The following is a 13,035-nucleotide window of genomic DNA, read 5'->3' as shown; positions in this document are numbered from 1 at the left end:
GAATGGCCGGAACTCCGTTCCGGCCTGCGATCCGCTCCGCGAATCGAACCCCGAGGGCGCGTCACTCCGTGACACACCCTCAAGAAATTCACTCCGTGAATTCCCAGCACCTACACAAAGCCACGTTTGTCGGGCTGAACCTAGGAAATATCTCACTTCAACAAAAGACAGCACACAACACTTTCATGCCATCAATAAGAACGCTGACGACTGAAAAATGGAACTCCGATCCGATCTACTCCGTAGCTCAGATCTGAAATGCTGTCACCTCATAAAAACCTCAATAGATTTCCTTGCAATCGACCTACGACGTCAGCGAAATCGTTATAAATAAACTCTTCAACCATTCAGAGAAGGCCCTACTTTGATCTCCCGCAGAAACGTCGCCGCCGCCGCTACGCGGCGGGTTCGGCGCTTCGCGCCGAATGGCCGGAACTCCGTTCAGCGAATCGAACCCCGAGGGCGCGTCACTCCGTGACACACCCTCAAGAAATTCACTCCGTGAATTCCCAGCACCTACAAGGAAGGCACGTTGGGTGGGTTGAGCCCACTACTACTCCATTAATGCCCTCAACTGAGTCCATTCACTTTTGAGTTGCAGAACCCCAGTACGGCTCTACGCGCAAATCCCCAAGCACTCAGGAAGGATCCAGCACCTACATAGAGGTTGTCTCACTTAGTGAGCTTCGCGAGCAGGTCAGTGCGCGACACAACCTCTAAGACGACGAAAGCCGAGTCGGGCACGGACACCGATGGCAACAGCAACAGCATTCGACGCCCCCCTCGCGATGTCGGCGGCCTCCAACCGATCCACGGCCCCCAAGGCCCCATACGACTGGCTGGCCTCCTCCAGCGGCTACCACTGCTGGTACGTCTTCGACTGGGTCGCCGCTAAGATCCGCTACCGCCTCAGCATCGACGCCGCCGGACAGGCAACGTCTAACGACGGGCCGACTGCTCCATCACCATCACTGTCGCCCACTGACGCATGCGTCCGGCCCGTCATCCTGGTGGGGTGACGGGCCGGAGTGACCGACACCTGCCTGCGGCCAGCGGCGGATGCCGATGCGGTATCTCCCAAAGGTCAGTTCGGCTTCTTCCTCCGCATCCTGGCCCTGACGTAGGCGATCACCGAGATGACGGCGATGAGCATGACCGTGTCCTCGCCGAAGGCCTTCAGCGCGTTCGCGACGGAATGCCCGAAGGCGACGGCGGTCGCGAGGTGGGCAAGGGAGATGGCGAAGAACAGGAGGCCAAGGCGCAACAGGGAGAACCCCGGCTTCTTGTGGTCCGACTCAGCTGTCATTCCTGTTTCCACCGTCGTCTCGGGCCCGCTCGTTTGCTCTGGCTTCTCCATTGTTCTAGCCCAGCCTGTTCTTGATCACGTTGGCGATCCTGGTGACCAGACCTGAGAGATGGAAACGGGGCAACTTCGATTCCACCCTGTGTGCGGCCCTGGTCAGGAACGACCTGGTCTTGCGAAGGAAGGACTTTCCAGATCTGGTCTTCAGAAACTTCTTGGTCGCGCCTCCGAGTACTCCGCCGGCGAAGGCAGCGAAGATGAAGTTGCTGGTCGCTTCGCCCCAGGAGAATCCTCCGTCCCAGCGTGTTTCGACGTAGTATGACGTGGCGGCGGACAGTCCGGTTACTATCGCGCTGCACAGGGCGAAGACCACGGAGGCCACGGCGCCGCAGAAGACCTCGCCGACGGCCTCGATGCCGTATTCGGTGGCCCAGACGGCCGCCTTGCATGCGGCTTTCTTGACCGGGTGTCGCCAGGAGGGGCACTGGCCGCTCGTGTCGGCGCAGTTGACCGGGTCGCCGTTGCAGTAGTCGTACGATGTCGCGCTGCCGTTGGCGACGGGGTCGGTCTGGAGAAACCGGCCGGTGGTGGGGTTGTAGAGGCGCAGGCCCATGAGCGTGAGGCCAGTGGGGGTGTCGCTCGTGAGACGGGAGCTGCCCTGCCAGCCATAGCGTGGGGTGTTCGTCGTGTTGCCGTACTCGTCGTAGGAGTAGGCGGTAGCGGTCGTGGAGGCTGTGGCCAGGGTGACCGCGATGTCTCCGTGCAGGTCGGCGAGTTGCAGGGTGACGGCGCCGGTGGCGGATGTTGTCGCGCCCAGGGCGCCCGCCGTGTCCAGAACAGAGCGGGTGATGGTTCCGGAGGAGTCAGTGGTCCAGACGGGACTGTCGGTGTCGTCGGCGTAGTGGTTGGTCGTCGTGCTGCCTGTCGTCCAGGTGGTGCCACCGTCGGTGGTGGTGGCGTTGGCGGTGACGGCCTGCCGCTGGGCGGCGTCGAGGGCCCAGGTCTGCTTGGCGGTGCTGGTTACCTCGCTGCGGGCCAGGTCGTTCGTGTAGTAGGTGAGCGTCGCGTCGGGTGTGGTCAGAGTGCGGCCGAATGCATCGTAGGTGTAGCCGGTGTCGGTGATGCGGTCGGCGCTGTCGTAGGTGTGGTTGGCCGTCGACGTCGTGGTGGTCGTCGCGTCGGCGCAGTCGGTCGTGCTGGTGTCTGTCGTGAGTTTGGTGCGGTCCCAGCTGGTGCTGGATGCGAACGTGTAGGTGCGGGTGGTGCAGGTGGCGCCTGTGTCGTCCTGTGCCTGTGCGAGGCGTCCGGCCGGGTCGTAGGTGTAGTCCGTGGCGGTGGTGGCGCCGTTGTTCTCCGTGTGGGCGGCCTCGGTGCCCAGGATGGTGTAGTCGGCCTGGTCGTCGAGGATGGTGGTGTTGGAGGAGTCGGTGTAGGTGCGGCCGGTGGGCGCTCCGATGGGGTCGTAGGTCTGGGTGAGGGTGTAGCCGCCGGGCAGGGTCTGGGCGGTGAGGTCACCGTCGGCGTCGTAGGCCGTGGCGGTGAAGGTGCCCGCAATCGAGTCGCTGACCTTGGTCGGGTAGCCGGTGGTGCTGTCGTAGGTGTACGTGGTCGTCGAAGGCGCCGAGTCGCTGACTGTCACCGGGCGGTTCAGGGCGTCGTACGCGGTGGTGGTGGTGGTGGTGTTGCCGGAGCCGTCGTTGTAGGAGGTCTGGCGGCCGAGGCTGTCATAGGCGCGGGTGATGGTCTGGGCGTTGCTGGTCTGGGTGGCAAGCAGGCCGGTCGTCGTGTCGTAGGTGTACGCGGTGTCCGGGGTGTCCGTGCCCTTGCCGCCGCTGATTGCCTTGCCGGTGACCCGGCCGGCCGCGTCACGGGTGTAAGTAGTGGTGCGGGTGGAGCCGTTCGCGGTCTCTGTGACTGTCTTGGGCTCGCCGTAGCGATCGTAGGCGTAGGACTTGGTGACCAGTTCGGAGGGGTTGGATCCGCCGCCGGTGATGGCGGCGCCGGGTGCGGTCTGGCAGGTGAGGCCGGCCCACTCGGGGCGGCCCTGGCAGGTGCCGGAGCCGGTCGCCGACCAGTAGGTGGTGACGGTCTGGGTGGTGGAGTTCTTGTTGGGGCCGGTGGTGGACAGCAGGTTGCCGTCGCTGTCGTAGCTGTAGGTGGTGGTGAGGGCGAGCCCGGAGGGGTCGGTGACGGAGGTCAGCTGAAGGCCTGTGGACCAGTCGTAGGTGCTGATGTCCTTCGCGGTGTCGCCGTCGGACGGGTAGCCGGTGACGCTTGCGCCTACTGTTGTCGCGGTCAGCAGGTCGGAGACCTTGGCGTCGTTGGGACGGCCCTGGTCGTAGGTGTACGCGGTGTGTGCGCGGGCCAGGGTTTCGGTGCCGGCGGGCAGGTCGGCGTCGCTCGTGCGGCCGGAGAGGGCGTGCTGGAGCGTGACCGTGTGCAGGGGCTCGTAGACGTCGGAGGCGAGGGCTGCGCCGTCGTTGCCGCTGGTGTAGCTGGTGATCGTGGAGAGCAGGTCGGCTGCGCTCGCGGTGCTGCCTGCGTTGGTCAGGGCTCCGGCCAGCAGGGGGTCGGAGCTGGTTGTCGTGCCGAGTGCCAGCTCGCGGTTTCCGGCGGTGAGTTCCCGGGTCACGTCGCCGTCGGCGTCGTATTCGGTGGTGGCTATGTGGCCGCCGGGTGCAGCGGTGTCGACTTCGCGGCCGTTGGCGTCGAGATAGCTGATGGTCGCGGTGGTGTAAGCGCCGGAGCCGAGAGTGGTGCCGTCGTGGGAGGTCGGGGCGGTGGCGGAGGCGGGGAAGACGGCGGCACCGTAGACCGGGGTGTCGTGTTGGTCCCAGGTAGCGGTTGTGGCGGCGTCCAGTTGGTTGGGTGCGGAGGTGCGGGAGACGGGGACGTCGTAGACCACGCTGGTAGTGGCGGTGCCGTCGGTGGTCGCCGCGGTGCCCTGTTTCAGGGTCGGGCGGGAGGCGGACAGCAGCATGCCGTCGCCCGCGTCACCGTTGGCGCCGACCTTGCCGTAGCTGAAGGTCCAGGGCAGTTCGCCCGGGTCGGTCTCGGTGGCGATCCGGCCGGCGCTGTCGTAGGTGTAGGCCGTTTTCAGCGGGGTTTCCAGGCGCGGGTCCCAGGCCTCGCGGAGGCGGCCGGCGGTGTCGTAGGCGTACTGGGCGACGGGTGTCGAGGTCGCGGCCGATCCGCCGGGGGCGGTGGCCCACAGCTTGATCTGGGCGACCTGGCCCGCGTAGGTGCCGAACGCGGAGGAGGTCGCGGTGGTGTCGGACGCGTAGACGAACTCGAGGACCCGGCAGTCGGCCGTGGAGGGGTCGGCTGCGCATTTCGCGGCGCTGACCGCGCTGGTGGGCGCGATCACGTACTGCGGTTCGGCGAGGACCTTGCCGTCGGAGAGGTTGACCGCCCGCGAGACCACGGTGGTGGTGTTCGCGGAGGAGTCGTTCACTGTGTAGGAGGTCTTGATCTGCCAGGTCGGGGCGGTGCTGGAGACCTTGCCGAAGGTGGTGACGCTGCCGTTGGAGTCCTTCAGCGTGTAGGTGCCGCCGGCGAGGGTCAGGGTGAGGTTCTCGGCGCCCGGCTCGGGGGTCCATCCGCCGGAGGCGTTGAGGGTGAACCCGGTCTGGCCGTCGCTGGAGTCCATGACGGCCACCGAAGTGGTCGAGGTCTCGCGGATGTAGGTCCAGTCCGAGGTGGACGCAGTGACTCCGGACGTCCAGTTGGGTCCGAAGATGGCGACCTGTCCCGACTGGTCCGCTCCGGCGAGCGGGTTGCGGGAGGAGAAGGTGCGGGTGACGGAGGCGCCGAATGCTCCGGTGTCCGTGGCGTCCAGGGAGAGGTCGCCGGTGAGTAGGTTGACCGCGCCCGGTCCGATCGCCTTGGTGGTCGCGTTGTCGGCCTTGCGGTCGATGGTGACGGTGGCCGCGTCGGTGCCGTAGGTGTTGGTGCCGTCCGTGAACAGCGCGCGCACCTGCACGGGTCCGTCGTCGGTGAGCTGGCTGGTCGCCATCCAGGTGAGGTCGTCGGGGTTGTCGGTGGTGGAGAAGGAGACCGGCCAGGAGGAGATCGCGGAGCCGTCCGTCCTGGTGACGTACATCGCCGGGATCGGCTGCCAGGCGACGCTGTCACCGATCCGGTACTGGTAGGTCACCCCGGTGAACGACCCCGACTGGGTGGCCGACAGGGTCAGGGCGTCGTCCGTGGTGTCGCCTGTGACGGGTGAGGCGAGCCCCGCTTTGCCGACGCCGAAGGCGTAGGAGGTGGTGGAGGTGGAGACGTTGGCGCCGGAGTCGATGGTGCGCGCATACAGGGTGTGCCAGCCGTTGCCAGGCTTGACCGTGATGGTCTGCGCCTTGCCGCCGGTGCCGTCGGTGGTGTCCAGCACTTTGTTGGGGACCGTCTTGTCGTCCAGGCCCCATTGGTAGCCGGCGCCGTCGGTGGAGGTGGTGGTCAGCGTGCAGGTGGCACCGCTGCTCGATTTGTCGGTCCAGCTACCGGAGGAGTAGGGGGAGCAGGCGATTGCGGGTGCGTTCGGCTTGGCCACGTTCGGGACGAAGTACAGGTAGGAGGACCAGGCGCCGTAGTCGGTGCCGTCGTAGCCGCGTACGCGCAGCCGCAGGTGAGAGGCGGCCAGTTGGCTGGCGCTCGGGACGGCCAGGGTGGCAGTGGCGCCGGAGGAGACGGAGGCGGAGGTGGCGGTGTAGGAGTAGGTCGTCTCGCCACTGTAGGCGGGGTCGTTGGTGATCTCGAACTGGGCCTTGACCGTGGAACCGTCCGGGTCGGAGACCTTCGCGGACAGGGTCGGGGTGTACGTCGTCACGTACCGCTTGCCGTTGTAGGCGTTGACGGCGGAGGGCGACACGGCGGCGGACGTCGGCTTGCCCGGGTAGGAGTTGTAGGTCACGACCAGCTGCGGGGCGTATCCGGAGGTGGTGTAGTTCGCCGAGCGGAAGCGGCGCCAAGTGCTGGCGTCATGCTCGTCGGCGCTGCGCAACTGGAGGCCGTAGTTGGTGGAACCATCGGCCCACGCCTGCACGATCGACTGCATGTTCCAGTTCGACCAGGCGGCCGGGCAGGACGAGGAGTAGCCCCAGTGACCGGTGTTGGTCGCCATGCCCGTAGTGGTCGTGGACGGCTGGGCGGCCCAGGTCACCGAGGTCGAGGACCAGGTGGAGGTGATCCGGCGGGCCTGGGTGGCGGCGCCCGAGGTCGAGCAGGTGGCGGAGTAGTAGTTGTAGAGCTTCATCGTCGCCGAGGTGATGTCCGTGCCGGCCAACTTGGTGACGTCGAACTTCAGGTAGGCGCGGGCGACGTCGGTGCCGCTGTCGTACGTGCCCGACTTCAGTTCCTGCGAGGAGACCTGGGAGTCGGGGTAGTCGGGGGTCTGGACCCAGGTGTCGGTGGTGACGGCGAGGGTGGAGGTCGGGTCGACGGTGACCGGGTAGGTGGCCGTGTCGAGGAAGTCGGCGTCCGGAGTCAGGACGAGGGTCTGGGAGCCGTCGTCGGCGGTCTCGACCTTCGTCGTGACCTGCTCCTCGTGGGCGGACTCGCCGGACGCGGGATCCTTGCTGGCGTCCCACATCATCGGCGCGGGTGCCTCGGCGACGAGTTTGCCGTCGCTGTTCTTCAGCAGCAGGTGGCCGGAGCCAGCCTGGGACAGGGTCAGGCCCCTCAGGCGCAGCGGGATGCGGTAGCTGACCGTCTTGTCGGACGGGCGGCTGTCCAGGGTGATGTTCTCCGAGAAGCCCTGGGCGAGCGCGGTCGCCGACAGAGTCTGGCCGTCGCCCAGGTCGTAGGAGGCGGTCGCGTCCTTGACGGTCGGGGTGGGGAGCTCGTCCGTCCAGCCGAGACCGAAGGACTCGGAGCCCTTGGTGACCGAGGCCAGGGTCCTGTCACCGCCGTCCGACACCGCGATGTCGGCCGCCGCCGCCCGGGGCTCCAGGTCGGGACCGGTGTCGGAGAGGTCGGTGTCGATGGCGTGCCAGTCACCGTCCTGCTTCACCCGGATCGGGCCAGCGTAGTCCTCGGTCTGCATGCTGCCGTTGGGCAGCGCGTAGGTCGTGGAGGCGCTCGTGCGTTCCGAGAGGACCTCGATCTTCCGGTCCTGCAGCCGGGCCATCAACAGGGCTGAGGTGGAGTCCTTGGCCTCTGCCGCGCCGTAGTGGGTGTCCGCCGCGGCGATTGCTGTCGCGGCAGAGGCGGTGGTGTCACCAGGGAGGGCCACCGCGGTGCCGGTGTCGGCGAGGGTCAGGGAGGCTTCAGCGACGAGCACGGCGGCGGCCACCAGGCCTATCGCACGTATACGCGACCGTGTGTGGCCGAAAACGCTTGTTCGACCGGCCCTTGTGAGTCTGCCGGACCGTGGCCTGCTACGCACGGACAACCCCCGTGATCTTTCTACTGGTGAAGCTATGGCGAGCAGATCTTTACATCGAGCACACATTGAACCTTTGCAATCGCCACCCAGAGACCCAAGAGAAAGTAAAGTTTGCCGGTAGATGGCTTGAAGCTATTTGCAAATGAAACCTTCAAAACAGGTTGCAAAAATAGATAATCAACTCAAAACAGTCACGCCACTACGTCCCGGCGCACCTTCACCCCAGGCGTGGCCTTGATCAAGGCTTTGCAGAAGATCCGCCTAACCAGGAAAATGATCACCAACTAGCCTCATATCGCACCTAACGATGCGCCAGATCAAGACAGCGTGCGCCAGGCATGTGGCAGAAGGCGTGGCGTCGGGCCTCCACAGGGCCCGTTACGGTGCCTCACGGCGCGCAGGCCAGACCCGCACCGACCCGGGAGCCGACAAGACGATCTCCTACACCTACGACAGCCAGTCCCGCCTCAGCTACGCCCAGGAGAACGCCGGCTCGACGAAGAACGCGTCCTGGCTGTACTGCTACGACAAGGCCGGTAACCTCACGGCCACTTCTGGCTCCGCGTCGTCCTGCTCCGCGAGCAGCGGCCTGACCAGCTACACGTACAACGCGGCCAACCAGATCACCGGAATGAACGGCGACACCACCGGCTGGTCGTACGACAAGAACGGCAACGAGCTCTCGGCCGCCGGGCAACTCCCGCGCACCGATGAGACGTACAACGACTTCAACCAGCTCACCGCCCTCACCACCGGCGGCACCACCAGCCGCTACACCTACGCCGGCACCGACAGCTCCAACCGCCTCACCGCCGACTCCACCCGCATCGACCAGGGCCCCGCGGGCATCTCCACCACGACCGCCGATGGCAAGAGCACCGGATTCGTCCGCGATCCTGCGGGCACACTGATCGGCATGACCAGCGGCGGCAAGCCGTACTACTACGTCACCGACAACCAAGGCGCCCCATCCGCCCTGGTCGACAACTCCGGTGCCAAGCAGGGCGGATGGGACTACAGCCCCACTGGCAGCGCCCGCTCCGGAAACACGGCCTCCATCGACCAGCCCTTCGGCTACACCGGCACATACCTGGACTCGAGCGGGCTGTACAAGATGGGCGCCCGCTACAACGACCCCACCCTCGGCCGCTTCACCCAACCCGACCCCAGCGGACAGGAAACCAACCCATATCTCTACGCCGCCGGCGATCCCGTCAACAGGAGCGATCCCGCCGGGACCTTTGCCTGGAAGGACGTCGTCGTCGGCGTCACCGGCGTGCTTGCAACCGGCGCAGCAGCAGTGGTCGGGCTCGCATGTGCAGGCACAGCTGGTGTCGGGTGCGTCGTGGCCGGCGCGGTCACAGCCGGTTTGTGGACGGGAGCTGCAACTGGCGGAACAGCCGCTGCTCTCGGACTTGATCCCGAAGGCTACCTTCCAGCCGGGGTGGCTGGCGGCCTGGTCGCGCCCTTCGTGCCTGGTTTCTGAGCCCAATCAGCTCGGTGCTTCCTGAGAATAGGAAGCACCGAGCTGTACTGAGAGGAGACTTCCGATCGAAAAGAACCGCATCACCGGATTCGCTATCTGGTTCGTCCTGGCACTAGCAATGATGATGATCATGATTCTCATCTGGCAAACCACGTGGGCACGGTGGGAGCAAATCCTTTGCACAATCGGGGTAATGGTCGCAGTCATCGGTGCATCCTTGACGTTCTCTGCCAAAAAAGGCAGGAAATATTGATCAGAAACTCAAAGGGTTCTCTTCGAGGGTGTAGCGGACGTGCGGGCCGTGGAAGTAGCCGCGGACGATGCGCGGCTGGCGCTGACGGCGGTGGAAGAACCGTCGTGTCTCGCTGGCGAGTTGGGCCTGGGTACGGGCTCTACTGCTCGCGGGAAGGCTCCGTTTGAGGTCGGCGTTGACGAGCTCGTCGGGGTTGAGTTCGGGCGAGTACGACGGCAGGAAGTGCAGCTCGACCTGGTCGGCGTGATCGGCCAGCCAGTCGCGGACCGTGCGGGACCGGTGGGCTGAATGCCGGTCCACCACGAGGTGGATCTTGCGGTCGAAGTGGCCGGCGAGGCGGTCGAGGAACCGGCACATCACGTTCGCGTCGAAGCTCTCGGTGAACACCATGAAGTGCATGCGGCCCTTCGTGCTGATCGCCGACATCGCGTTCACGGAGATCCGGTTCCCGGTCCGCCGGACGATCGGGGTGCGGCCCCGCTCGCCCCAGGTACCGCCGCCGACCTGGTCGGAGCGGATGCCGACCTGGTCAGCGAAGAGGACCTCGCCGCCCTCGGCCTTCGCCTTCGCGCGGATCGCCGGCCAGGTCTCCTCCAGCCACACCCGCACCGCCTCCGGGTCCTGCTCGATCGCCCGCTTGTCGGGCCGCTGGAACGACAGCCCCCACCGCTTGAGGTACTTGCCCACCCCCGGCTCGGTCAGCCGCACCCGGTACAACATCGCGATCAGTACGCCGACCTGGCCACGCGTCCACAGCTGCCCGGACAACCCAAGGTCGCAAGGGCGGTGATCGAGTACCGCCTGACGAAGGGCCGCCTGCTCGGCCTCTGACAGCACCTGATGCTCGCCCACGCGCTTGCCCCGAGGCCGAGCGGTCAGCGCGTCACGCCCGCCGGCCAGCCATTTCGCCCACCAGCTGTCCACCGCCTTCAGCGAGACCCTGAACACCGCCGCAACCTCTGCACGGTCGCAGCCCTCCACCAGCGCGGCCACCGCCCGCAGCCGCAACACTTCCTGCGCCATCGGCGACAGGTGTCGCGCGTCCCCCACCAGATCACTCACACCACCACAACGACCCAGAACCCCAACCGTTTCGGATCAATACAAAAGTCTCAGTCTCTCTCTTGGCTTTCGGATTCTTTTTGGTTGTATGCCTTACAGGTGATCAGGAGTGCTGCCAGAACTGTGGCTAGAAGCATTGCTCCCACTGCCCACCAGATGGCCACGGTGTAGCCGTGGACTATTGCGGGGCGGGATTGTGGGGTGTGGGCGTGGATATGGTGGGTTGTCAGGTAGGTGGCTGTTGTTGTGGTGGCGATGGTGTTGAGGAGGGCTGCGCCGAGGGAGCCGCCTATTTGTTGGGCTGTGGTGACGGTGGCGGAGGCGATGCCGGAGTCTCTTGGGGGGATGTGGGCGGTGGCGGTGGAGAAGACGGTCATGAAGACCAGGCCCATTCCTACGCCGATGAGGATCAGGGAGGGGAGGATTTCGGAGGCGTAGGCGGAGTTGATGGTGATGCGGCTCAGAAGGGCGAGCCGCCGGTTGCGAGGAGGAGGCCGGGCACGATCAGGGTGCGTGGGGGCAGGCGGTGGAGGAGGCGGGCGGCTGCCTGGGTCGCGGTGAGGATGATCGCCGCGGTGAGGGGGAGGAAGCCCAGTCCGGCTTGCAGGGGGGAATAGCCCAGGATGTTCTGCAGATAGAAAGTCAGGAAGAGGAACATTCCGAAGAGGGCCAGGTGGGAAAGGAGGATCGTCAGGAAGCAGCCTGCTCTGTTGTGTTCGCGGACGATGCGCAGGGGCAGGAGGGGGGCCGGGGCTCGGGTCTGCCACCAGATGAAGGCTGCGAGGAGGAGTACGCAGGCGGCGAACAGGCTGAGGACCAACGGGCTTGTCCAGCCGCGTGGTTGGGCCTGGGAGCAGGCGAAGACCAGGGCCAGTACGCCTCCGCAGCCGAGGAGTGCGCCGGTCACGTCGAGGCGTACCTGGCGGCTTCGTACCGGGTCTCGGAGGAGGAGGGCGCCGCCGGTCAGGGCGGCTGCGGCGATCGGGACGTTGACGTACAGGCACCAGCGCCAGTTCGCGTATTGGGTGAGCACTCCCCCGAGGAGGAAACCGATGCCGGTGCCGATGCCCGCCAGTGCGCCGTAGACGCCGAAGGCTCTGCCTCGTTCGCGGGGGCGGGTGAAGGTGGTCGTGAGGAGGCTGAGGGCGGAGGGGGCCAGGAGGGCCGCGAAAGCGCCTTGGAGGGCGCGGGCGGTGAACAGCATGCCGGGGGACTGTGCCGCGCCGCCCAGTGCGGAGGAGAGCGCGAAGCCTGCCAGGCCGGTCAGGAAGGCTCGTTTGCGGCCGATCAGGTCGGCTGCTCGGCCGCCCAGAAGGAGCAGGCCGCCGAAGGCGAGGGTGTAGGCCGTGACCGCCCACTGGCGGTCCTCGTCGGAGAGGTGCAGTTCCCGTTGGGCGGACGGGAGGGCGATGTTCACGATCGTCGCGTCCAGGACCACCATCAGCTGGGCCAGGGAGATGATCACCAGGCCCCACCAGCGGGCGTGGGCGCTCGCCGGTGCGGGTGTTCCGCCTTCTTCTTCGGCGGGTTCCGTCGCTTCGGGGTCTTCTGGGGTGGTCGCTCTTGCTGCCATCACGCCCCCCGTGTGCGCTCACACGTTTCGGTCCTTGGTGCACCGGCATCCGGTGGTCGGCGCGGCTCGGATCACGCTACCGGCAGTTCTTATTCATCGCATTTGCTGGCTTTTCCTTCGTTTTTCGGCCGCATGTGCAGTGCTTCGTGGGCTTCCAGGAGGCCCATGAACATCGTGCGGTGGAGGGTTTCCACGTGGTCGTGGGCGATGTCGGCCGCTCTTTTCCCGTCGTGGTCGCGGAGGGCGGCGATCAGGGCACGGTGTTCGTGGTTGGAGCGGCGCAGGGCGTCCATCGGGTAGGGCAGGTAGAAGGAGTAGAGGCGCCGCAGGACGCTCGCGTAGGCGGGGGTGGCGGTCGGGACGCCGGTGGCCGCGGCCAGGGCCAGGTGGAAGCGGGCGTCGCTGTCGTGGAACTCCGCCCAGGTGGGGACGTGGTCCATGTCGTCGGCGAGTTGTTGGAGGTGGGTGAGGGCGGCTTCGTCGGCGTTGCGGGCGGCGAGGTGGGCCAGGCCGCATTCCAGGACGAGGCGTTCGTCGATCAGGCGGTGTACTTCGGTGTGCTGGGCGCGGTAGGCGTTCATCTCGCCGACCACGCCGCGGGCGGGGTGTTCGGCGACGAGGGTGCCGCCGTTGCGGCCTCGTCTGCGTTCGAGGACGCCGTCCTGGCAGAGGGTTGTGAGGGCGCGGCGGACGGTGATCTCACCCACGTCGAGTGCTGTGGCGATGCGGTCGGTGGTGGGGAGCTTCTCCCCCGGTGCCAGGAGGCCGAGGTCCACGGCGAGTGCGATGCGGGCGCGGACGGTGTCGAGTGCGGTGAGGCGTCGTATGCCGTCGAGGGCGGGAGCCGTGAAGGGGAGGGTGGTTGCGCTGCTGTGGGGTTGCGGCGGGGGGGGGGGGGTCGTGGGCTGCGCGGCGGGGGGGGCGCCGGACGGGGGGGGGGTCCGGTCGGCCCGGTTGCCGGGGGGGGCGGCGCGGG

Annotated in this window: 5 protein-coding genes and 1 pseudogene; 1 reads left to right on the top strand and 5 read right to left on the bottom strand. The window is 66.5% G+C overall.

All coding sequences use genetic code 11. From position 1 onward, the window contains the following. Window positions 1–1,084: 1,084 nt before the first annotated feature. Both KUM39_RS27560 and KUM39_RS28645 read right to left on the bottom strand, forming a co-directional pair. A complete protein-coding gene (locus tag KUM39_RS27560) occupies window positions 1,085–1,306 on the bottom strand; it encodes a hypothetical protein (RefSeq protein WP_217788500.1) in 222 nt (73 codons plus the stop codon). A 55-nt stretch (window positions 1,307–1,361) separates the two neighbouring features. Beyond that, on the bottom strand, window positions 1,362–7,592 hold the full coding sequence (locus KUM39_RS28645) for a DNRLRE domain-containing protein (RefSeq protein WP_217788499.1): 6,231 nt from the start codon (window positions 7,590–7,592) through the stop codon (window positions 1,362–1,364). A gap of 400 nt (window positions 7,593–7,992) precedes the next feature. Between KUM39_RS28645 and KUM39_RS27550 the strand changes: the two genes are divergently transcribed. After that, entirely contained in the window at window positions 7,993–9,171 is a 1,179-nt protein-coding gene (locus KUM39_RS27550; protein WP_217788498.1) for an RHS repeat-associated core domain-containing protein, read from the top strand. A gap of 253 nt (window positions 9,172–9,424) precedes the next feature. On the opposite strand, the gene KUM39_RS27545 is transcribed toward KUM39_RS27550, so the two are convergent. The 3 genes and pseudogenes from KUM39_RS27545 to KUM39_RS27535 all read right to left on the bottom strand — a co-directional run bounded on the left by KUM39_RS27545 (window position 9,425) and on the right by KUM39_RS27535 (window position 12,886). Next, entirely contained in the window at window positions 9,425–10,486 is a 1,062-nt protein-coding gene (locus KUM39_RS27545) for an IS630 family transposase (RefSeq protein WP_217788497.1), read from the bottom strand. A gap of 50 nt (window positions 10,487–10,536) precedes the next feature. After that, window positions 10,537–11,951 (bottom strand): annotated as a pseudogene (locus KUM39_RS27540) (MFS transporter). A 197-nt stretch (window positions 11,952–12,148) separates the two neighbouring features. After that, complete coding sequence (locus KUM39_RS27535) at window positions 12,149–12,886, bottom strand: FadR/GntR family transcriptional regulator (protein WP_217788502.1); 738 nt, start codon at window positions 12,884–12,886, stop codon at window positions 12,149–12,151. Window positions 12,887–13,035: the final 149 nt, after the last annotated feature.

The organism is Streptomyces corallincola, from assembly GCF_019104725.1.
Classification (GTDB): Bacteria; Actinomycetota; Actinomycetes; order Streptomycetales; family Streptomycetaceae; genus Streptomyces; species Streptomyces corallincola.
This window is presented reverse-complemented; position numbering and strand designations above follow the sequence as displayed.